This is a genomic window from Staphylococcus sp. HMSC034C12 (assembly GCF_001835895.1).
GTDB lineage: Bacteria > Bacillota > Bacilli > Staphylococcales > Staphylococcaceae > Staphylococcus > Staphylococcus hominis.
Genome location: NZ_KV826326.1, coordinates 1 through 23,999, shown reverse-complemented (window position 1 = coordinate 23,999; position 23,999 = coordinate 1). Strand labels below are relative to the sequence as shown.

24 protein-coding genes are annotated in these 23,999 nt (G+C 32.2%); all 24 read right to left on the bottom strand.

The window, feature by feature from the left end:
• Position 1: 1 nt before the first annotated feature.
• A complete protein-coding gene (locus HMPREF2629_RS05875) occupies positions 2-1,576 on the bottom strand; it encodes a polysaccharide biosynthesis protein (protein WP_048684754.1) in 1,575 nt (524 codons plus the stop codon).
• Complete coding sequence (gene mfd / locus HMPREF2629_RS05870) at positions 1,560-5,069, bottom strand: transcription-repair coupling factor (protein ID WP_070813204.1); 3,510 nt, start codon at positions 5,067-5,069, stop codon at positions 1,560-1,562. Before mfd ends, HMPREF2629_RS05875 begins: the two co-directional genes overlap by 17 nt.
• On the bottom strand, positions 5,066-5,638 hold the full coding sequence (gene pth / locus HMPREF2629_RS05865) for an aminoacyl-tRNA hydrolase (protein ID WP_002449969.1): 573 nt from the start codon (positions 5,636-5,638) through the stop codon (positions 5,066-5,068). The genes mfd and pth overlap by 4 nt, the downstream gene beginning before the upstream one ends.
• A 306-nt stretch (positions 5,639-5,944) precedes the next feature.
• Complete coding sequence (locus tag HMPREF2629_RS05860; protein WP_017176420.1) at positions 5,945-6,610, bottom strand: 50S ribosomal protein L25/general stress protein Ctc; 666 nt, start codon at positions 6,608-6,610, stop codon at positions 5,945-5,947.
• Positions 6,611-6,782: 172 nt separating this feature from the next.
• Positions 6,783-7,748, bottom strand: a complete 966-nt coding sequence (locus HMPREF2629_RS05855; protein WP_002449951.1) for a ribose-phosphate diphosphokinase — start codon at positions 7,746-7,748, stop codon at positions 6,783-6,785.
• Positions 7,749-7,959: 211 nt separating this feature from the next.
• Entirely contained in the window at positions 7,960-9,315 is a 1,356-nt protein-coding gene (glmU, locus tag HMPREF2629_RS05850; RefSeq protein WP_049413888.1) for a bifunctional UDP-N-acetylglucosamine diphosphorylase/glucosamine-1-phosphate N-acetyltransferase GlmU, read from the bottom strand.
• Positions 9,316-9,577: 262 nt separating this feature from the next.
• Entirely contained in the window at positions 9,578-9,889 is a 312-nt protein-coding gene (gene spoVG, locus HMPREF2629_RS05845; protein ID WP_002449945.1) for a septation regulator SpoVG, read from the bottom strand.
• Positions 9,890-9,957: 68 nt separating this feature from the next.
• Entirely contained in the window at positions 9,958-10,338 is a 381-nt protein-coding gene (locus HMPREF2629_RS05840) for a RidA family protein (RefSeq protein ID WP_002449962.1), read from the bottom strand.
• Between the two features lie 15 nt (positions 10,339-10,353).
• Positions 10,354-11,178, bottom strand: a complete 825-nt coding sequence (gene purR / locus HMPREF2629_RS05835) for a pur operon repressor (protein WP_002449943.1) — start codon at positions 11,176-11,178, stop codon at positions 10,354-10,356.
• 14 nt (positions 11,179-11,192) lie between these two features.
• Positions 11,193-12,041, bottom strand: a complete 849-nt coding sequence (gene ispE / locus HMPREF2629_RS05830) for a 4-(cytidine 5'-diphospho)-2-C-methyl-D-erythritol kinase (protein ID WP_070813203.1) — start codon at positions 12,039-12,041, stop codon at positions 11,193-11,195.
• Between the two features lie 276 nt (positions 12,042-12,317).
• Positions 12,318-12,581, bottom strand: a complete 264-nt coding sequence (veg, locus tag HMPREF2629_RS05825) for a biofilm formation stimulator Veg (protein ID WP_002449940.1) — start codon at positions 12,579-12,581, stop codon at positions 12,318-12,320.
• Between the two features lie 99 nt (positions 12,582-12,680).
• Positions 12,681-13,571, bottom strand: coding sequence for a 16S rRNA (adenine(1518)-N(6)/adenine(1519)-N(6))-dimethyltransferase RsmA (gene rsmA / locus HMPREF2629_RS05820; RefSeq protein WP_019835397.1), 891 nt, complete (start codon positions 13,569-13,571; stop codon positions 12,681-12,683).
• A gap of 2 nt (positions 13,572-13,573) precedes the next feature.
• Positions 13,574-14,122 carry a ribonuclease M5 gene (rnmV, locus tag HMPREF2629_RS05815; protein WP_025987191.1) on the bottom strand — a complete coding sequence of 183 codons (549 nt, stop codon included), beginning with the start codon at positions 14,120-14,122 and terminating at the stop codon, positions 13,574-13,576.
• A 148-nt stretch (positions 14,123-14,270) separates the two neighbouring features.
• Positions 14,271-15,041: a TatD family hydrolase gene (locus HMPREF2629_RS05810; protein WP_017176425.1), complete on the bottom strand. Its 771-nt coding sequence runs from the start codon at positions 15,039-15,041 to the stop codon at positions 14,271-14,273.
• A 23-nt stretch (positions 15,042-15,064) separates the two neighbouring features.
• The gene (gene metG, locus HMPREF2629_RS05805) at positions 15,065-17,041 is read right to left on the bottom strand and encodes a methionine--tRNA ligase (RefSeq protein WP_017176426.1); all 1,977 of its coding nucleotides are present in this window, start codon (positions 17,039-17,041) and stop codon (positions 15,065-15,067) included.
• A 238-nt stretch (positions 17,042-17,279) separates the two neighbouring features.
• Entirely contained in the window at positions 17,280-18,122 is an 843-nt protein-coding gene (gene rsmI / locus HMPREF2629_RS05800; RefSeq protein WP_019835399.1) for a 16S rRNA (cytidine(1402)-2'-O)-methyltransferase, read from the bottom strand.
• A 1-nt stretch (position 18,123) separates the two neighbouring features.
• Positions 18,124-18,372 carry a GIY-YIG nuclease family protein gene (locus tag HMPREF2629_RS05795; protein WP_017176428.1) on the bottom strand — a complete coding sequence of 83 codons (249 nt, stop codon included), beginning with the start codon at positions 18,370-18,372 and terminating at the stop codon, positions 18,124-18,126.
• Positions 18,365-19,090, bottom strand: coding sequence for a tRNA1(Val) (adenine(37)-N6)-methyltransferase (locus tag HMPREF2629_RS05790; RefSeq protein ID WP_019835400.1), 726 nt, complete (start codon positions 19,088-19,090; stop codon positions 18,365-18,367). Before HMPREF2629_RS05790 ends, HMPREF2629_RS05795 begins: the two co-directional genes overlap by 8 nt.
• Before the next feature lie 121 nt (positions 19,091-19,211).
• A complete protein-coding gene (gene yabA, locus HMPREF2629_RS05785; RefSeq protein WP_017176430.1) occupies positions 19,212-19,604 on the bottom strand; it encodes a DNA replication initiation control protein YabA in 393 nt (130 codons plus the stop codon).
• Positions 19,605-19,620: 16 nt separating this feature from the next.
• Positions 19,621-20,424, bottom strand: a complete 804-nt coding sequence (locus tag HMPREF2629_RS05780; RefSeq protein WP_019835401.1) for a PSP1 domain-containing protein — start codon at positions 20,422-20,424, stop codon at positions 19,621-19,623.
• Positions 20,425-21,351: a DNA polymerase III subunit delta' C-terminal domain-containing protein gene (locus HMPREF2629_RS05775; protein ID WP_019835402.1), complete on the bottom strand. Its 927-nt coding sequence runs from the start codon at positions 21,349-21,351 to the stop codon at positions 20,425-20,427. It lies immediately after the preceding gene.
• 176 nt (positions 21,352-21,527) lie between these two features.
• Positions 21,528-21,857, bottom strand: a complete 330-nt coding sequence (locus tag HMPREF2629_RS05770; RefSeq protein WP_002455851.1) for a cyclic-di-AMP receptor — start codon at positions 21,855-21,857, stop codon at positions 21,528-21,530.
• 27 nt (positions 21,858-21,884) lie between these two features.
• Entirely contained in the window at positions 21,885-22,502 is a 618-nt protein-coding gene (gene tmk / locus HMPREF2629_RS05765; RefSeq protein ID WP_017176433.1) for a dTMP kinase, read from the bottom strand.
• 1 nt (position 22,503) lies between these two features.
• On the bottom strand, positions 22,504-23,841 hold the full coding sequence (locus tag HMPREF2629_RS05760; RefSeq protein WP_019835404.1) for an aminotransferase class V-fold PLP-dependent enzyme: 1,338 nt from the start codon (positions 23,839-23,841) through the stop codon (positions 22,504-22,506).
• Positions 23,842-23,999 lie beyond the last annotated feature (158 nt).

Here is a 23,999-nt window from a genome sequence, read left to right as displayed (position 1 = left end):
TCTATCTTCCTTTCTTTATGCGATACAGTTTATCGCCGAATGGTAAGTGTTTTAATTCTTTATATCCTAAAATATTCATATACATAACAAGGAATAGGAATATGAGACCCCCTATTCCTACTATAATTAACAACTCAATTAGACTTCCTAAACGGCCTACAAGAGGTAATAACATTCGCAACCCCTGTATGACTACTGACATTATAATGAGCGCACTCATCAATTTAACAATAAACGCGCGCATGCGATTAAAACGATAATATTTAACGACCTCATAATGTAAAATAGTAACAAATATCATAAGCGAAAGCACTGTGCTTATACTTGCACCTAAAATTCCCATAAAGTGAATAAAAATCACATTAAAGATAATTTTAAATAGTAGTCCTGACATCACACCAATAAAAATAGGGCGAATTTGATTCATCACTTGTAAAAGTGCGATGTCCATCATGATAAGCGATACACCAATTACAGTAAGCATATAAATACTAAGTGTGAAGCTTAATTGATCTGTTTTGAAAAATACATGGTTCATCATCGGTAGTATATTAATAAGACCTATACCTGCTGCTACGCTAATGAGTAGTGTGATCTTTAAAGATGCATTTGTATAACGATTCATAAGAACATGATTATGATCAGACATTGCATCTGTAAGTAATGGAATTAGGACAAAGCTAAATGTAGTTGTCACTATTAAACCTATTTGAATAAATGAAGCACCTCTATCATAGATCCCTTTTTGCATAATCGCTTCTCTAAATCCTAAACCATATGTTTGTAGTATATGAACGACTGTAAAACTATCTATAAATTGCCATAAAATAACTAATAATTGACTTAATGCAAATACGAGAGTCGCAAGTATTAGCTGTTTCCAAGGAAGAGGATATGAGTGTTGATTTAATTGTAATCGGAAAGGTCTTGTTGCTAATAAATATAGACTAGAACCTAAAAATCCAAGGGCTGAGGCTAATATTGCAAGTGCTCCAGCTTGATAAATGGTCCATTCTTTAAACATAAACATTAAAATAGCTATAATAATAACACACACACGAATACATTGTTCTATTACTTGTGAAATAGCTGGTATATTCATTTGTTGTCTACTTTGATAAAAGCCTCTAATCACACCCAGAATTCCTATAAACAAATAGCTAAAACTTGCCATTTTTAGCATTGGTGCTAAGTGAGCATCTCCCATTAACAGTGCTAATGGATGGGAGAATACTAAAATCACACTAAAAATAATAAGACCTATCATTTGAAATCTTAGAAGTGTTTTTGAAAATACTTCAGTTCCACTGTGACTTCCAAATACTTGAGTGACAGCACTAGGAACTGCATTCATTGATAGTATCATACCTAGCGCTACAATAGGATAAATTTGTTGATAGGCATATAATCCAGAGTCACCTAAAATATTTTGATATGGAACTCGATAAATTGCACTTAATACTTTAACAATGACTAAAGCAAGCGTTAAAATCACTACGCCATTAAATGCTGAATGTTGTCGTGAATTCTTAGAAGAAGATGAAACTTCAGATGACGATTTATAATTCGTACTCAAGTTCCATACTTCCTTCAAGACATTTTACTAAGAATTTTAAGTTTTCTAACCACTGTTTAGATTTTGTTAGAGTAATATGCATTTTACCTTCTTTAACACCCAACTTCATTGTTCGTCCTAAAGGTTGAGTTTGTTTAAATAATTCTTCACCATTTATCTGTTCTGTACCTTTAGTTGAAAGAAATACTTCAATTTGTTTTCCTTTATCTTTAATCAATGTCACGCCTGCATGTAAAGCATGTATTTTAATTTCTACCATTTCTAATAAACGTTCTACTTCTACAGGATAATCATTGAAGCGATCAAGTAATTCATCTTTCACATCAAAAAGCTGTTCTTCAGTTTCAACTTTACGCAATTTCTTATAAATTTCTATTTTAGCTTGTTCATTTTGAATATACTCTGCTGGTAAATACGCGTCTAAGTGTAATTCCATTTCAACATCTGGTGCATCAGGGGTTTCTTCTGTAATACCACGTTTTTCGTTTACCGCTTCTTCTAACATTTGAGAATACAAATCAAAACCTACTGAATCAATGAATCCATGTTGTTGCTTACCTAATAAATTACCGGCTCCACGTATATTTAAATCACGCATGGCAATTTTAAATCCTGAACCTAATTCAGTGAATTCTTTAATCGCTTGTAAACGTTCTTCAGCTGTTTCTGTTAATACTTTATTAGCAGAATGTAAGAAGTAAGCATATCCAATACGACTTGAACGTCCAACTCTACCACGTAATTGATAAAGTTGACTTAAACCAAAACGATCCGCTTCTTCTATGATTAATGTGTTCGCATTAGGCACATCGACACCTGTTTCTATAATGGTTGTTGTAACTAAAATGTCGTACTCTCCATTAATAAAACTCAACATGGTTTCTTCCAAATCTCGCTCTGTCATCTGTCCATGAGCAACAGCAATGTTTGCTTCTGGCATCAACATTTGTAACTGTTCACGCTTTTCATAAATAGACTGTACTTTATTGTAAAGGTAGAATACTTGTCCATCACGAGAAAGTTCACGTTCTAAAGCCTCTTTAATAAAATTACTATTTTGCTCTAATACATAGGTTTGTACAGGGAAGCGGTTTTCTGGAGGTGTTTCGATGACAGATAAGTCACGTACACCAAGCATACTCATATGCAATGTTCTTGGAATTGGCGTGGCTGTAAGTGTCAATACATCTACATTGGTTTTCAATGTTTTAATACGTTCTTTATGACGTACGCCAAAACGTTGTTCTTCATCGACAATAAGTAATCCTAGATCTTTATATTGAATGTCTTTACTCAATAGTTTATGTGTTCCAACAACGATATCAACGTATCCAGATTTTAGACCTTCTTTAGTCTCTCTAACTTCCTTAGCAGTACGGAATCGACTAATCAACTGAATTTCTATTGGAAAATCTTGCATCCGTTCAATCAATGTTTCGTAGTGTTGTTGCGCTAGAATCGTTGTAGGCACTAAAAAGGCAACTTGTTTGCCTTCCATGACAGCTTTAAAGGCCGCGCGTACAGCAACTTCAGTTTTTCCGTAACCCACATCTCCACATAGCAAGCGATCCATTGGACGTTCTTTTTCCATATCTTCTTTAATTTCTTCAATAGATTTAGCTTGGTCTGGTGTAAGTTCATATGGGAAGTCCATTTCGAAATCATGTTGCTCAGCCGTATCTTCACCATATTGATAACCTACTGACATTTCTCGTTCTTTATATAGTGCAATAAGTTCATCTGCGATATCTTCAACACTTTGTTGTACTTTGGCTTTCGTTTTTTTCCATTCTGAGCCGCCTAGTTTATTTAATTTAGGCGATTTATCTTCTGAAGCAACATATTTTTGTACTTGATCCATTTGATCAACAGGTACAAAAAGTTGATCGGTTCCTTTATATTGTAATTTAATATAATCTCTATGGACGTCTCCAACTTCTAGTGTTTCAACGCCTAAATAACGTCCCACACCATGGTGCACATGGACAACATAATCTCCAACATTTAAATCTTGATAAGATTTAATTTTTTCAGCATTAGAAATTGTTTTAGTCCGTTTTCGTTGTTTTTTCTGTTTGGTTTTAAATAATTCTCGTTCCGTAATTACAACAAGTTGCATATAAGGCAGTTCGAAACCTTCTGATAGACTACCTTCTGTTACAATTGCTTGTCCACTTTCAATCTCTGAGTGAATATTTGTAACAGTAGGAATATGCATTTCATTAAGCATCGATTGAATACGCTCAACTTTCGTTTCAGTTTCTACAAGTACTACAATAGTGTAATTATTGCTTACATAACGTTGAAATTCTGAACGCATAATGTCATATTGTCCATAAAATTGTTGCACTGGCTTACATGAAAATTTAATAATATGTTGCAACTTCACTGGCATAGACGATGTAAATAAAGTGAAATATGTGACTGGATAATGATTGATTAACGTTTCAAACCCATCATATTCCATAAATGACTGCCCAATAAATCCGTTACCACTTTCAATTAAGTTCTGGATAAAATCATCTACTTCAGTAGTCAATGTCTTTTCAGTTTCTTTAATACGATTATATTCATCAACTACTACAATGGCATCTTTTTGGAAATAATCGATTAGTGTAGAAGGTGTGTCATACATAAAAGCAACTAGACGGCGAAGTAATTGATGATCAAAGAAAGTGGATTCAAATAATTTAAAACTTTCATATGTTTCTTTCAAATCATTTCGTACAGATTTATCAATTTTAGGACGTGTTTGTTCATATGCTTTTTGTAATTCTGTTTGAAGATGATTAATCACATCTTCCGTAATAATATAATCACTCGCTGTAGTGATATCTACCTTTTCAACATTATCATTTGAACGTTGTGTTTCTACATCAAAGTCTCGAATCGAGTCGACTTCAGTGTCAAACAATTCAATTCTAACTGGTTGACCGATAAGGGGGTAAATATCAATGATGCCGCCTCGTAGAGAAAACTCACCAATGTGAGAAACGACACTCTCACGTCGATATCCCATGTTTACTAGTTTATTTAAAAATTCATCCACATCGATATCATCGCCAATTTCTAAAGTCATTTGATGATGTTTCCACAATTCTACTGGAGTTAACCATTTTTTCAAACCATTTAAAGGAACGATAAATAACCCTTTCTTATCATGAGATAATGCCGTTAAAGTTCTAACACGTTCACTCATAAGTTGTGGGCTTTGAGTTGAAAATTCCTCTGTCATAATATCTTGGACTGGATATTTATAAACTTCAGAATGATCAATGTATTGCAATATATCAGTTTCTAATTTATCTGCTTGATATAAATTATTTGTGATTAATAGCATTTGCTTATCATCATTCAAGTATTTTTCAGCAATAATGGTTGCTTTGGCTGAGGGAGATAAACCTGTAACTAAAATATTTTGGTTGCCAAAGACTTCGTCAAGTTCCTGGAATCGTTTGTCATTTTGAATATAGTCAGAAATAATCGTTCTCAATTGACTTCTCCATTATATTCATTCATAACATGATCGAAACGAGACGTCTCAATAAATGCTTCCACTGCTTGTGCAGCATGTTCAATTACTTTTTCCATTGTCATCATTTCTTCATTAGAAAATTTTTGTAATACATAATCTGGAACTGACATACCATTCGTTGGTCTCCCTACTCCAATACGAATACGCTTAAATTGATCTGTACCTAAATGTTTAATAATCGATTTCATTCCATTATGTCCACCTGCACTTCCTTTTTGACGTAGACGAATATGCCCTTGAGATAAATCCATATCATCGTATAAAACGATTAAATCTTCAACTTCTACATTATAGTAATCCATTAAAGGTCCCACAGCTTCTCCTGATAAATTCATCATAGTCATTGGCTCGATAAATAGCACTTTATCCCCATTTAAACGTTCAATAGTATAAGCGCCTTTGAATTTTTGTTTATCTAATGTAAATTGATTTTTATCTAAAATATAGTCAATCACTTCAAAGCCAATATTGTGTCTTGTTCGTTCAAAACGTTTACCTATATTACCAAGACCCACAATACATTTCATACGTTGCAACCTCCATTGTGTTCATCTTTTTGATTGATTTGAACATTTAATTTAATATGTGTCGATTACTCCTTATTTTATAATATTACTCAATATAATACAAAAAGAGAGTAGGAAAGAAATTCAATGATTTCGTAACCCACTCTTTTATAAGTTATCAAACTTCAACTTTTATTTTAACATTCATTTTTTAAATGTCCGATATACATAAGAAAAAGCCTTCTACATATGAAAATGTATCAGGCTCTTTCTATCAATTTAATTAAAGACATTCTCACTTAAAGTGACTACATAGTCATCAACGAATTATTCTTCGTCTTTATTTTCTTCGTCTTCTTTGTCTTCTTTGTCTTCACCAGCTACTTCAGGTTCTTCAGTTGCTGATTCACCTTCCATTGCTTCAATTTCTTCTTCAGAAGGTTCATCAGTTGGAGGAACTACTGTAACAACAGATTCTTCTGGATCGTTTTCAATTGTGAAATCACCAGATACTTTAATATCCCCAACTGAATAGCTATCATTTATTTGTAAATCAGTGATATCTACTTCAATTGATTCTGGGATATTTTCTGGAGTTGCTGTAACTTGTAAATCAAATAATGGTTGTTCAACTACGCCGCCTTCTTTAGCGCCAACTGCTTCACCAACTAATTGAACTGGTACTTCAACAGTACGTTCTTCAGTCATGTTAATAGCTAAGAAGTCGATATGAGTAATTTGGTTTTTAAGTGGATCAAATTGATAATCTGATACCATAACTTTAATTGTTTTAGAACCCACGCCTAAATCAATAACACCGTTACGTCCAACTTCACGGATGACTTTGATGAATTCAACTTCATCTACTTTAACTGAAGTGTTTTTAGTACCATAACCATAAACAACAGCAGGTACTTTACCTGTATTACGTAATTTTTTAAGGTCAGAACGAGTTTGTTTACCTTGACGAATGATTGACTTTAATGAAGCCATTCGTATTTCCACCTTTCATTTTCAAGTTGAAACAATAATAATATATTGTCTTAACTTCTCCTCACTTGCCCATCAATTTAAATATTGCTTGCAAGTGTTTATTTATTCGTTAAATCACGAACGAATAAATTATACATGTTTAAAAATAATAAGTCAAACTCATTTGTAAATTTTAGTCAAATAATACACTTACTGACTCACGTTCATATACACGAACAATAGCTTGTGCTATTAAACCAGCTACAGATAATTCTTTGATGTTTGATGGTTTTTGACTATCGTCAAGTAAGATTGAATTTGTAACAATAAGTTCTTTAATCGCTGAATTTTCAATACGTTCTTTTGCAGGACCTGAGAGTACAGGATGTGTACAACAAGCATATACATCTTTCGCACCTTTATCTTTTAATGCTTGAGCAGCTAAAGTAATTGTTCCTGCCGTATCAATAATGTCATCGATAATAATAGCTGTACGTCCTTCAATTTCACCAACGATATTCATCACTTCTGCCACGTTTGGTTTAGGACGACGTTTATCAATAATAGCAATCGGAGTTTTTAAAATGTCTGCTAATTTACGTGCGCGTGTTACCCCGCCATGATCCGGAGATACAACAACACATTCTTCTGGGTTGATGTTAGGATCATTTTCAAAATATTGTCCAATAATCGGTACGCCCATTAGGTGATCGATTGGAATATCGAAGAAACCTTGAATTTGTGGTGCATGTAAATCTAAAGCAATCATACGATTTGCACCAGCAGTTTCAATTAAATTTGCTACTAATTTTGCAGTAATTGGTTCACGACTACGCGCTTTTCTATCTTGGCGCGCATAACCATAATAAGGAACAACAATATTGATATTTGCTGCAGAGGCACGTTTACATGCGTCAATCATAATTAATAATTCCATTAAATGTAAGTTAACTGGATAAGAAGTCGGTTGAATGATAAATACATCACATCCACGAATACTTTCTTCAATATTAATTTGAATTTCACCGTCACTGAAGCGTTTAACAGAACATTTCCCTAATTCGATTCCTACACGATCAGCAACCTCTTGTGCTAATGGTTCATTTCCCTTTAAAGAAAAAATCTTTAAAGACGAATTTTTGTACTCATTATTTAACATTTATAGTCCTCCAATTTTTTACTTAGACAATACTATTATATAAAAATTCTAGCATTTTTACTATATTCCACTAAAAACTGACCAATAATATGTTTATTACGTATCACTCAACTTGGCATGATAGTAATACATTCAAAATTTTATATTTATATATTCATTTATTCCCTTTAACAGAAAAATGACACAGTCTTTTTGTATCTTATATTAATCTTTATTTTTTATTGTAACCTTCTTTGGTTACTTGACGTGCGCGTGCTAATGCTAAGCTTTCTTTAGGTATGTCATCTGTAATCGTCGATCCTGCTGCAATTAAAGCGCCATCTCCTACTGTTACAGGGGCAATCAAATTCGTGTTACAACCAATGAAAGCGTCTTTTCCAATGATTGTTTTAAATTTATTTACTCCATCATAATTAACAGTGATTGAACCACAACCAATATTTGTACGTTCACCAACTTCTGCATCGCCAATATAACTTAAGTGTGATACTTTTGCACCATCTTTTAATTCTGCTTTCTTAACTTCTACAAAGTTACCCACTTTAACTTCAGCACCTAGATTTGAACCAGGTCTTAATTGAGCAAATGGACCAACTTTGGTCTTATTTCCTACACTAGAATCATTGATGACTGATTGTATAATATGAACTTTATTGCCAATACGACTGTTGTTAATTTCTGAATATTGACCAACGTGTGTATCTTCACCAATGAATGTTTTTCCATTGATACGTACGCCTGGCTCAATAACAGTATCCATACCTATCTCTACATCTGGACCTATAAATGTAGTGATTGGATCAATGATTGTAACACCATTTCTCATATGATGATGATTAATACGATGTTGCAACGCTTTTTCAGCATGACTTAACATGATTCGATCATTTACACCCATAATTTCATCAAAGTCATCAGTATGATACACTTCTGCTTTTCCATTATCTTCTAAAATTAAAGTAACGACGTCAGGTAAATAATATTCACCCTGTGCATTATCATTTTTAACTTGTTTAAGTTTTTCGAATAACGTTTTATTATCAAATGCAAATATACCTGAGCTGATTTCATTGATGTCTTTTTGAGCATTTGTTGCATCTTTTTCTTCTACAATGCGATTAAGGTGATGATTTTGATCACGTACGATTCGCCCATACCCGAAAGGCGTCTGAGCTGTAGCCGATAAAACAGTAACTTGTGCTTGTGTTTCTTCATGGTGTGCAATTAAACGTTGTAAAGTTTCTGAAGTAATAAGTGGTGTATCTCCACATACTACTAATGTTGTACCTTCTTGAGTATGTAAATGTTCTTCTGCCATTTTAACTGCATGTGCAGTTCCTAATTGTTCATTTTGATAACTATATAATGACTGATTACCTAATGTCTCTTTTACTTGTTCTGCCCCGTGACCTACGATAGTGACGATTTGATTTACGCCCGCTTTTTTAACATTTGTCAGTACATGTTCAACCATTGGTTTACCAGCAACCTCATGTAACACTTTATATTTCTTTGATTTCATTCGTGTTCCTTTTCCAGCTGCTAATATGATTGCATTTCTTTGCATGAATAATAATCCTCCAATAAAATTTGCACTTCACAAGTAATTATAATTTAACTTAACTTATAGTTTCAAGATTTAACAAATTTTGTAAACAGAGTTTAATTATTTGCATCATGCATCTAATTTTTAAAAAATATCGATAAAACAATAAAAATGGGCACGAAACAAAATTCAAGTTTGAATTTAGAGTTTCGTGCCCACGTCATTTAGCTTACATAATTAATAAAATAAGCATTATCAAAAATATGATTTGCTTTTTGTTATTTTAAGCTTCGTCTGATTCTTCTGTTACGTCTGATGAAGCATTTTTATCTGGAATCACTTCGTCAGTTTCATCATATACTTTCATCACAGCATCCTGTATTTCTTGTCTCATTTCTGAATTGATTGGATGTGCGATATCGCGGAATTCACCATCTGGTGTACGTTTGCTTGGCATAGCAACGAAAAGACCTGAGTTGCCTTCGATTACGCGTAAATCATGAATTACGAAAGCTTCGTCTAATGTGATAGAAACGAGTGCTTTCATTCTGCCATCTGTTTGTATTTTTCTAAGTCTTACATCTGTCACTTTCATGCAGTGAGCCCCCCTAGTATATATATCTTTGTGTGGTTAGAAGCATGACAATGTGTTAATTAAGTAAATTATATTCCTTTAACTTTACCTACTAATTCAATTTCAACTTTAACGTCTTTTGGTAGGCGAGACACTTCTACGCAACTTCGCGCAGGTTGATGCTCATTAAAGTAGCTACCATAAACTTCATTAATTTGTTGAAATTCATTCATATCAGAAATAAAAATAGTTGCTTTTACAACAGAGTTTAAATCAGAACCTGCTTCTTCAAGTACAACAGATAAATTTTCTAATACTTGTTTTGTTTGTTCTTTCACATCGCTACTTACGATGTTTCCTTCAGTATCTAATGGAATTTGTCCTGATGTGAATACTAAATTATTCACGACCATTGCATGAGAATATGGTCCTAACGCTTCAGGTGCTTTATTAGTATTAATTGTTTTCATGATGTATAACTCCTTTTAAGAAAATTTAGACAAGATATTACCAGGTTCAACTTTAAATTCTTGATTATATTCGTCAACATCTGATAATTTGACTAAAGAAGTATAATCCTCAATCAATCTTTGTTTTACTTCTTTTGATTCTACTAGTACAGATACCCCTTTCACCTCTGCTTTAAACTCATTCATAAGATTCATTACACCATTTATTGAACCGCCTGCTCTCATAAAGTCATCTACAACTAACACATTTGAGTTTTCGGCTAATGTGCGTTTCGATAAGACCATCGTTTCAATTTTTCTTGATGAGCCTGAAACATAGTTAATGGAAACCGTAGAACCTTCAGTAACTTTATTGTCTTTTCTAATAACTACTACAGGTAAATTTAATACGTTTGCTACTGCATTGGCAAGTGATATCCCTTTCGTTGCGATCGTCACTACTGCATCTAGTTTCTCATCCATGTAAATACTAGCAATGAGTTTCCCTACTTTATTAAGTAATGATGGGTTCCCAACTAAATCCGATAAAAATAAATATCCACCTGGTAATAAGCGCTCTTTTTCTTGTAGCATCGTAATGATTTCTTCTATAATTTCGATTGCTTCTTCTTTGCTCATCATTGGTTTATAGGTTACACCGCCGCTTGCGCCAGCTGTTGTAATTACAGTTCCTAATTTTTCTTTTTGGAACGTATTTTTGATGATTTGAACGTCTTCACTAATCGATGACTTTGCTTGTTTAAATTTTTTCACGAAAAAAGTTAATGGAATTAACTGATTTGGATGGTTCATTAAATATTGTGTCATAAAGACAATACGTTCACTTCTTTTATACCTCATAAGTTCCAGCCTTTCTATCCTAATAATCTTACTAAATACACTTCGTTACAACAGCCATTTACAGCATTATATACTTTCTTTGCTTGGCTCTTCTTTTGAGCGAATGCATATACAGTAGGTCCACTCCCACTCATTAGTGCTCCATCAGCACCACAACGCAACATATTATTTTTAATTTTTTTAATTTCTGGATACATGGACATAGAAACGGTTTCTAAACGATTAGATAAACTCTTACACAATTTCATATAATCTCCCTGTCTAATCGCTTCTTCACACATTTCTGTATGTACATCATAATCATCTTTCAAATTAAGTTCTTTAAAAATATCTGGAGAAGATATTCCAAGATTAGGTTTTGCTAATACCACCCATGCAGAAGGAGGTTTGTCTAGAAATTTAATTTTTTCGCCTCTCCCTTTACATATAGCAGTTTTATTATAGATGCAAAATGGAACATCTGTCCCAATTTGAAGGCCTAATTGGCTTAGTGTTTCTAAAGATGCGCCTAATTCATATAAACGATTAATTCCTCGCATCGTAGCAGCAGCATCAGCTGATCCCCCAGCTAATCCAGCAGAAACCGGAATATCTTTATCAATCGAAATCGTGACGCCTTGTTTAAGTTGATATGTTTCCATCATCAGTTTAGCTGCTTGGTAGGCGAGATTTTTATGATCATTAGTAACATAGTTATGTTCTATATCTACAACAATTTTATTATCATTTCTTTTCTGAAAAGACAATCTATCATTCAGATCTACTGTTGTCATTATCATAGCAATTTCATGGTAACCATCATTTCTTTTGAAAAGTGTATCGAGCGTCAAATTAATTTTGGCTGGTGCCGTTTCATATATCATTTTTCCGCCCTCTCTTCATCAATAGTATTAAAATGATTTTAACATAAAGACTTAAAATATTTGATAGTTACATTATAAATTATAATTAAAAGTTAATAAATTAGGAGATAAATGATCTTAATTTCAACTGCAAATCTTGATTTATTTAAATTATTATTTTATTAAAAGAGATTAAGAATTAAAAAGAGTGTTGAACTTAAACAGCCCAACACCCAATATGTTTTTAATGATAGAGTTTGTAGTACACTAAACAACTCTATATTTATATGTTCGAATTTAGTGTGCAACTACTTCTTGATGATTATCCTCTTCAAATGAAACTTGTACATTCTCTGTAAGAACATCCGTATATGTATACGACACTCTTTCAAAATTATGCTTATCTTGATCTAATTCAACAATAAATACTGAAGGATATGTCTCTTTTAACACTCCACAACGTTCGATTGTTTTTTTTCGACCACCGTTGGCTTTAAGTACAATACGATTTCCTAAATGACAATCAATAGAATTTTTGATGTCCAAAATTGATTTTGGCATATTGCTCCACCTCGCTACAGGTTACATAATATCACATTTTGAAGTAATATGTCAAATAAAATTTAAATTTTATCAAGGTAGCGACACTTTGTCAACAATTTAATTTTCTAATTCTGGGAAATTTTTCTTTTCTTCATACAATCGTGCAAAATCTTGTATAGAAAGGGTTTCTCCACGACGTTTAGGATCAATATTTGCGTTTTCTAACCATTGATGAATTTGTGATTTATATTTTTTACCATCTTTAAAGAAATTCTGATAGTTATTATTAATCGTTTTACGTCTTTGAGCAAAAGCAGCTTTTGCAAGTTTAAAGAAAGCTTGTTCATCGTCTACTGAAACAAGAGGTTCCTCTCTTTGCATCAATTTTACAACAATCGAGTCAACATTTGGTGGCGGCATAAACACTGATTTAGGGACAGTGAGTACTTTACTCGTTTCTGTGTAATATTGAGTCACAATAGATAAAGAACCATATGCTTTTGTACCTACTTCTGCATTTAAACGCTCTCCAACTTCTTTTTGCATCATCACTACATAACCATCAATGGGAATATCTTGTTGCATTAAATTAAGTAAAATCGGAGTCGTAATATAGTAAGGTAAATTCGCTACTACCATAATTTTATCGCAATCATTTAAATACGTGTTCACAGATGCAGCTATATCAGCTTTTAATATATCTTCATTTATAATTGTTACATTGTCGTAGGGATGAAGTGTTTCTTTTAAAACTGGAATTAGACGTTGATCGATTTCAAATGACAACACTTTTTTAGCACTTTTAGCGAGTTGTTCTGTTAATGAGCCCATACCAGGGCCCACTTCAATTACACCTGTCGACTTATCAATATGACTTGCATCAATAATTTTATGAATAATATTAACATCTACTAAGAAATTTTGACCTAAGCTTTTCTTAAAATTAAAGTCAAATTGATTTAATAGTTCTTTTGTTCTAGAAGGTGTAGCTATATCTTTTCTATCCATCTTTAATTATTCTCCTTATCCATTGATAATGCACGTCGTACGTCTTCTTCAGTATAACCAAAAGCATTTAATTTTTTTAGTAATTGTTTGCCATTAGAATGTCCAATATGCAATTTACGTCCAAGTATCTCTCTCTTACGTCTCGCATCTTTACCAATAATTAAACCTAAATCAATTAATACACTTTTATCTATCGACTCCTCTCCTTCTTCAAAAGGAGAACTCACATGCATTAAGGCTTTCTTTATATCTTCAGGATGTGTATGTTCTATCCCAATTTTTCCACGCTTATTTTTCGCTTTTTCACGATCGACATAGGCATGTTTAACTCCTGGTACGTGTTCAGTAATAATATTTCTAATTCTATCACCTGGAAAGTCAGGATCAGTTAATACAATCACGCCTCTTGTTTCTTGAGCATTCTGAATCACTGCTAACGTTTCTCTATTAATGGCACTTCCATTTGTTTCAATCGTATCACATTCCACAGCTGTTTTAACTCGTTCTGTGTCATCTCTGCCTTCGACAACGATAAATTCATTTATTCTCATATTCATTTACCATTACCTTTCACTTAATCTCATTTCTATTATAACGGTTATACTATAAAAAATGAGAAAGATGCACATATTATCGTCATTCACTATTAGATAGCATTACGATAGATGATGTTTTACATCTTTCTCATACTGAGGATTATTAATTTAAGTTAAATAATCTTTCTGCATTTTCTGTAGTTTGACGACATACCTCTTCGTATGTCATATCACGTAAATCTGCAATTTGTTGTGCAACAAGCGTGACACGTTCAGGTTCATTACGTTTTCCTCTATAAGGATGTGGAGATAAATAAGGTGCATCTGTTTCAACTAATAAGCGATCCATTGGAACATGTTTAGCGACCTCTTTAGGTTGTTTTGCATTTTTGAATGTGACTGGTCCGCCTAATGACACATAGAAATTAAGTTTATTAATAATGACATCTGCAATTTCAGGTGATGCACTAAAACTATGCATAATGCCTCCAACTTCTTCTGCATGTTCTTCCATTAAAATATCTACACAATCTTGAGTTGCTTCACGATTATGAATGACAATAGGTAACTTAACGCGTTTAGCTAAAGCAATTTGCTTTCTAAACACTTCTTTTTGAACATCAGCTGGAGATTTATCCCAATGATAATCTAATCCCATTTCTCCAATACCGATAATTTTAGGATGCTGAGCTAATGATTCAATCCATTCTAAACGTTCTTCAGTAAAATCTATTGCATCTACAGGATGCCAACCGATAATACCATAAATAAAGTCATATTCATCAATCAGTTCCATAGTACGTTCAATTGTCTTAGTATCAAATCCCACGACAAACATACGGTCAACGCCTGCTTCTCTTGCACGAGATATCACTTCACTTAAATCTTCATCATATTGTTCGTCATTTAAATGAACATGTGTATCTATTAACATTTTATCTCTCCTAACGGCTATATTTATTTTATAATTGCACCATTTGGAATTGCACTCGGTAAGCTTACTAACGTTAATACTTTATCTTTTTCAGCTGATAATATCATACCTTCAGATTTGTGACCCATTAATTTTGCTGGCTTTAGGTTAGTTACAACAGCCACTTTTTTACCAATAATATCTTCTGGACGATAGAATTTCGCAATACCTGAAACAATCTGACGTTGTTCTGCTCCTAAATCAACTTGTATTTTTAATAATTTATCTGATTTCGGTACATTTTCTGCATCAATAACAGTTGCAGCTTTAATTTCAACTTTATCAAAATCTTTAATATCAATTTGCGATTTACTTGGTACTTCTTCTTTATCATCTTCATTAGATTTAGGTGGTTGCATTGATTCTTTAATAAATGCAATTTCATCCTCTGAATCTAATCTTGGGAAGATTGGAGAAGGTTTTTCAGTAACCATAATTGGTTCTTGTAATGCACCATAATGCTCTAAACTTGATAATTCGTATAAATCTGAATTATTAATATTCAATTGTTTGAAAATTTCTTTAGGCGCATGTGTTAAAAATGGGCGCAATAATACAGTTGCAAAACGAATATTTTCAACTAAGTGTGCCATTACATTTCCTAACATATCTTTTTGACTTTCATCTTTAGCTAAAACCCATGGAGTGGTTTCATCGATGTATTTATTTGTTCGACTTATTAACTTCCAAACTGTAGATAATGCTACTGAGAATTGGAAACTTTCCATATTGTCATGGAAGTTCTTCACAGTTTCAAGTGCTAATGCTTCCATATCTTCATCCAATTCATGTTTTGGTCCTTGATATGCAGGGAGCTCTCCTTGGAAATATTTATTAATCATAGAAATCGTACGGTTAACTAAGTTACCTAAATCATTTGCTAAGTCGAAATTAGTACGTTCAACAAATGCCTCCGGAGTAAATACGCCGTCAGATCCGAATGGTAATTCACGCATTAAGTAATAGCGTGTAGCATCTAAGCCATAACGATCAATGAGAACATTAGGATCTACTACATTACCTTTAGATTTACTCATTTTTCCATCTTTCATTAAAATCCATCCGTGCGCGAATACTTTTTTCGGTAAAGGTAAATCAAGAGCCATAAGTAAGATAGGCCAAATAATAGAATGGAAACGAACGATTTCTTTTGCCATTAAATGTACATCTGCTGGCCAATATTTTTGGAATAATGAATCATCATCTGATAAATATCCAAGAGAAGAAATATAGTTTACTAAAGCATCAATCCATACATAAACTACATGTTTAGGGTTAGATGGAACTCTTACCCCCCAATCAAATGACGTACGTGAAACTGCTAAGTCTTCTAATCCTGGTTTAATAAAGTTATTAATCATTTCATTTTTTCTAGATGGAGGTTGAATAAAATCAGGATTAGCATCGTAAAATTCTAATAAACGATCTGTATATTTATTAATATTAAAGAAATAACTTTCTTCTTTAACTAATTCAACTTCATGTCCAGAATCTGGACTTTTACCGCCTGCGATTTTACCATTTTCGTAAACAGGGTCTACAAGTTGAGATTCAGTATAATACGTTTCATCAGGGACAGAATACCATCCCTCATATTCACCAAGATAAATATCACCTTGTTTTAATAAACGTTCAAATACTTTTTCTACCACTTGTTTATGACGTTCTTCTGTAGTTCTAATAAAATCATCATTTGAGATTTCCAATTTAGCCCATAAACGTTTGATTCCAGCAATCATTTCATCTAAATACTCTAATTCTGTTTTTCCTGCTTTTTGCGCTTTTTCTTGGATTTTTTGACCATGTTCGTCTGTACCTGTAAGATAACGAACATCATATCCTTGCATACGTTTATATCGTGCAATTACATCACCAGCAACTGTAGAATATGCGTGACCGATATGCAGATTACCACTAGGATAATAAATAGGGGTTGTAATATAAAATGTTTCTTTCGCCATCAGTAGTCCTCCCTTTCGTTCATGTCTTAATGACTAGTTCACTTTAAATTTTATCTAAATTTTTAATTATTTTCTAATGAATATTTAATATAACGTTTGTGACGACACATCATCATAAAACATCTATCTTATTCATTATAACCCATATAGAATATACATTGTCGTATCTTATTAACATTATCATAAATTAATATTTTATGGTATTTTTCTATCACTATGATACAAGTTTTTATTAATTTTACGATTTAATATTATGATAAATATCATAAATCTCACTTGTTTTCATCTGTCGTTCTTCTGCGACTACTTTTATCGCTTTCTTAGGTTTTAAATTTTGAGTCTCAATATAATGATTAACATGATCTATAATCGTTACATCTTCAAACCATTGTTTTGTTTCTTGAGCTTTGGCCCCCTCAATTAAAATCACAAATTCTCCCTTTTGTGGAATCTCTTGATTTTCAATTGCTTCTAATAATTGTGATACTTCAAACATAACCACTTGTTCAAATTTTTTAGTAAGTTCACGACCTACTGCTACACGTCTTCTTGAATCTACTTTAATAATCGCTTTTAGTGTATCAATCACTCTAAATGGAGACTCATAAATGATTAAAGTACTATCTTGATACATTCGTTGAGATAAAATATTCACTTTTTCTTTTTCTTTTCGTGGCAAGAAGCCTAAAAAAGTATATGTAAATGAAGGTAAACCACTTGCCATTAGTGCAGTTAATCCTGCATTAGGTCCTGGAATGGTTTCTACAGCAATGTTATGTTTATGTGCTTCAACAACAAGTTCATATCCTGGATCGCTAATTAACGGCAACCCTGCATCTGATACAAGCGCAATATTATTTTCTTCTTTAAGTAATTGAATTAAATAATCTGTCTGTTGCTCTTTATTATGTTCATGATATGATTTTAATGGAGTAGTAATATCATAGTGGTTACATAACTTTTTAGTTACTCTCGTATCTTCACACGCAATGATATCTACCTGTTTTAACGTTTCGATTGCTCGAAATGTAATGTCACTTAAATTACCTATCGGTGTCCCTACTAAGTATAAAGTTGCCATATTATCCCTCCTCAATCAATTTTAGTTTTCTTTGTCTTGTAAATGTCTTAATTTCATATTCTCTACGTAAAGCTTCTGATTTTGTCTCGTACATTTCTTGATATACTAACACTACCGGACGTCTTATTTTTGTATATTTAGCACCTTTCCCAGCATTGTGTTTATTTATACGTGCCTCAATATTATTCGTATACCCTGTATATAAACTGTTATCACTGCAACGTACGATATATACAAAGTGACTACCCATAATAAACCTCTTTCATTTGCTCACTATATTCGCCATTTTCATTGTAAATATAAAATGGTGGTGCAATCTCTAGACCTTGATTACCATTTTTTCTTCCTTCAACAACAATAGTGACTGCTGATTTACCATGCTTACTATAAATAAATACAATACGTTTAGGTTCGATATTAGCTTGTCTCATTTCAGTTAATACATCCATAAGTCGTTCAGCACGATGAACCATAACTAGACGTCCACCCTGTTTTAATAAATGCCGTGCTGCAAACATGCAATCTTCTAAACTACACATAATTTCATGTCGTGCTATTTTATGTGCTTCTTTTTGGTGTTGATGAAGTTGATTACGTTTAAAGTAAGGCGGGTTACAGGTTATTAATGTAAACTGAGAGGGTTTAAACGTTTGATACACATCTTTTAAATCCATATTATGCATAGATAAACGCTCTTCTAATCGATTATATTTAAAGCTTCGTTGAGCCATGTCTGCCAACTGTTCTTGAATTTCAATACTTTCTATTTTTTGATGACTTTTTGCAGATAATAATAAAGCAATAACACCATTTCCGGCACACAAGTCTAGAATGCTATCATTTTTTCGTACTTTAGTAAAATGTGCTAATAAAAGTGCATCAGTAGAAAAAGAAAACACCTCATCATTTTGAATGATTTTTAAGTTCTCCTTAATTAAATCATCTAATCTTTCTTGTTCCTTCAACATATATGTTATCTCCTAAAAAAGAGATGTATCACAACACAAAATCTGAAATTTTATTGTGTTGAAATTCATCTCTCCTAAAAATTAAAATTATACCATCCATTTATCATTCTTTGTTATGGATTTAACTATTTAAAACATTCATGCATAATAAACAATCTTCACCATAACGATGTTTACCAAATAATTCGCCATTACAAATATGAAAACCTTCACTATACAAAACAGCTAAATTGTCTTTACTTGGTAAAGGTTTTTTTACATTTTTAATTGCACTTTTAAAGTCATTTTCATTTGATTTTTTATTATGTTGACTTTCACTATTGACTTTTGTTGATTCAACATCTTGTTCACTTTTAGCCATTAGCGCTTTTAAATTATCGTTTTCTACTTGTAACGTTACATTTTCTTCTATCAATTGAATAGCTAAAGATTTAAGTTCAGTCATCTCTTGAGTTAATACATTAACGTTACTTTCTAATTTTACAATTTTTTCGAATAAATCATTGCGATTCAAAAGAAAGACACTCTCCTTAATTAAATGTAGCTAATTCCTCCATTTTATATTCTAAAGGTTGCTCTAAACCATCAATCTTCACTTGCATCGAAATATCTAATATATTTAATCCTACAACTTGTCCAGTACCTTCCGGTGTATGAATTTCATCGCCTACATCTGGTAATTGTGCACGAACTTCCTCATAATAATCATTTTCATATTTAAGACAACACATTAAACGTCCACATGCACCAGAAATTTTAGTTGGATTTAATGATAAATTTTGATCTTTTGCCATTTTGATAGATACCGGTTGAAAATCTCCTAAAAATGTTGAACAACATAATGAACGTCCACACGGTCCAATTCCACCTAGTAGTTTTGCTTCATCACGAACGCCAATTTGTCTAAGTTCAATACGTGTTCTTAAATTTTGAGCTAATACTTTCACTAACTTTCTAAAATCGATACGATCATCAGCAGTAAAATTAAAAATGACTTTCGATTTATCTAAAGTATACTCACAATTCACTAAGCGCATATCTAAGTCTTGATCTTTCACTAACTGTTTACATAAAATTAGTGCTTGCTCTGCATCTTCTTCATTTTGATTGTATTGTTGTATATCTTCTTCAGTTGCAATACGTAGAATATCTTTTAACGGTAATGTCACATCTTCATCATTTACACATTTTGAAGCTAACTTTACTATACCTATTTCAATGCCTCGTTTAGATTCGACTACAACCCAGTCTTCACTGTCTAATTTTAAATCATTCGGCGCATAATATTCCAATTTACCTGCTTTTTGAAATTGCACACCTACTACATTTGGCATTTAACTCACACCTTTAATTACGATTTGTTCAAATACGAGCATCGGATTCACATTCTGTATCAATTTTTTATGTGCTTCTGTAATTTGATCATACATTAATATCATTTGATTAAGTGTTAATCGTGTTGTGTATTCCTTAATTAGTGGTTTAAGATCAGTAAAAATGAAATTGTTCTCAATTCCGACTTTAGCATGCATCATATCTTCAAAAAAAGCATTGATAACAGACAAAGTAAGAAGTTGTAGTTTTCGATTTTTAGCATTTTTTAACACATCAATAACACCAATCAAGGCCATTGGTTTATTTGTTAATAATAATTCGCACCAATGAACGATTACTTTTCTTAATTCAATTAAATCATACTCTTCATTAAGGTCTTTGGCTACCTCAATTTGTGTCGTATATGAACTTAACATTTCAGCAATAGCCCGATTCATACCATTATCAACAAGTTTATCGATAAAATGCGATTTGTCACTCGGTTTAAAATACATATGTTGACATCTAGAGTGAATCGTATTTAATATTTGTTCTGGTTTAGTAGAAATTAAAATTGCAATAGTATTTTCTGGAGGTTCCTCTAAAAATTTTAAGATACTATTTTCACCTTGAACAGTTAACTTTTCAAAGTCTTCTATGATATAAACTTTATATGTACCTTCAATAGGTAATTGGTTCATTTGGCGTACAAGTTGTTCAATTTGTTCTTTTTTTATAGTAGATTCTTCAGAGGATATATATGTAAAATCAGGATGATTAAAATTACGCAATTTCAATTCACATTGTTCATTTCCATTACAAAGAATAAGTTGTGCAAATTCCATTGCTACATGTTTCATTGATTGTGCATCATCACCTTCAAATAAATAGGCATGTGATAATTTATTCGAATGAAACGCATTAGCTAATTTTTGTAATTCCTCCATATTTGCATACTCCCTATTCATAGTTCATTTTAAAATTATATCATTAAATTTTTCAGTCGCATTTATCATTTAGCAGTTAATTATGATGTATATGATAAAGAGCCGATAACATAAAAATATGTTTCAGGCTCTTTGAAAATTATCTTTTAAAACTTTATTTAATTGTTAAATTAAGCTTAGAATCTGTGGAATTTTTCTACTGGCATTACAAATACTGTAGCGCCTCCAACTTCAACTTCAACAGGATAAGGTATATAAGAGTCTGCACTACCACCCATTGGCGTCATTGGTGAAACAAGTTGATCTCTATTACCACACGTATTATCAATGACAGTTAACGCTTCATCAACACGTTCATCATCTACACCACATAAGAATGTTGTATTTCCTGCTCTTAAGAAGCCACCAGTTGTTGCTAGTTTAGTAGCTCTAAAATTATTTTTTACGAGTTGATCTGAAAGTTCTTGACTATCTTGATCTTGAACGATCGCTATAATCATTTTCATTTTAATACACCTCTCCATATTATTATATCATAAGTTTTTTAAGTAACTTAAAATGATCTCATACGTATCACTTACGACACTTTCGATGTTTTGTGTAGCATCAACTACTTTAAAACGCTCAGGATTAGTTTTAATTAATGTTTTATATCCCTCAATTACTTTTTGATGAAAAGTTAGTGTTTCTTTGTCTAATCGATTCTGACTTCTTTGATTTTTTAGTATTCGTTCTCTCCCCACTTCAGCATCAATATCAAGATAAATTGTTAAATCTGGATAAAGTCCATTAATTGCAAATTCATTTATTTTTTTAACTTCTTCTATACCTATACCCCGTGCATGCCCTTGATATGCTAAAGAACTGTCAATATATCGATCACATAAGACTACTTTATTATTTTTTAAAGCGGGTATCACTTTTTCAACCAAGTGTTCTCTTCTAGATGCTGCAAATAACAATGCTTCTGTACGTATATCAATATTTTCACCATCTAGTAAGATATTACGTATTTCTTCCCCCGTAGATACTCCACCTGGTTCTCGAGTAGAAATAACATTATAATTTTCAGATAACAACTTATTAATCTGATTTAACACTGTAGTTTTCCCAGAACCTTCAGGCCCTTCAAACGTTATAAATGCAGCCATATTATTCATCCTTAACTAATATTTTATCGTTTTTAATACCTTCAACACGTACACTATGTGAAAGATAATATTGCATCAATTTTATCATATTTTTAGTCACTTTTTCTCCTTTCCAAAACACAGGAATTCCAGGAGGATAAGGCACAATATGTTGAGCTAATACTTTATCTTGTGCTTTATTAATATTTATCCAATATGCATGATTAATATACTTTGATACATAAACACTTTTTTCTAGCGGCAATAAAACTGGCTCTAGCTTTTCTTTTGCTTTTTTAGGTAATTTTATAGTTTTTATTCTATGCAGTAATGTTTCGAAAGGATATCTATCATTAAAATGCCATAATGGTAAGACAATGAGTATTTGATAATCATCAGCTAATTCAATATAAATATGATTCTTTTCAAAATAACGTTGTACTTCAAAACCCGTATGCCCATTTACTCGAACAATAAGCTTTAATGGATCCTCGACTTCAATAACTTCAAAATGCTGTTGTCTTAACGTTTCAATAAATTGTTTTCTTTTTTCGAAAAAGAGACTACTGTCATAAGAATTATAAAATTGATGCGCTAGTTCAATGCTCGACATTACTAAATAAGATGGACTAGAAGTTTGAAAAATACCTAAATATTTAATAACTTCATCTTTCAAAGGTGCATTTTTATGAATAAATAATACTGATCCCATAGTAAGCGCAGGCAAAGTTTTGTGATACGATTGAACAACATAGTCAGCTTCTGATTCTAAAGCTGATTTAGGAAAGTGTTTCAAATTAAAATGGGCACCATGAGCCTCATCAATTAAAACAGGTATATTGTAATCGTGAAATTGTTTAACACACTGTTTGATATCAAAGCATTCTCCATAATAATTTGGATAAGTAACGACAGCGAGTTTTTGATGTCGTAACATTTTAGTATCTATCAAAGGCGCTAAATACTGGTAACTTTTATCACTTCTGTACATAGGCAAAATATCTGCAGACTGTTGAGTTAAATCTAAAGCATTAAAAACTGATTTATGTACATTACGGCTAATTAGATAACGACCTTTTATATGAGTAAATGCTTGTATAACTGATAAAATGCCTGAAGTTGTACCATTAACTAAATAATAAGCATCATAATTAGGATGCTTATTCACACGATTCATACTTTCTAAAATAGTATCTTCTGGATGATGTAAATCATCTAGACCCGTGATTTCAGTCATATCCATTTTCAAAGATAATGCATCTAAATAACCGATAGTCATGTTTTTATGTCCTGGAACATGTAATGAGATAGCATAATGATGAATTAAATCATCAAGTTTTTGAGTGATAGGTAATTTCAATTAAGTCCTCTCCTCATATATCTTTAAATATCTCCTATTTTAATAGATAATTTAAAAAAATAAAAGAAACGCTACAATTTCTGTTGTTTAATCTCTTCTCAATTCATTAGCTCCAAGCACTTTTTCTAAATTTCGACATAAAAAAAGAGACCTCACGG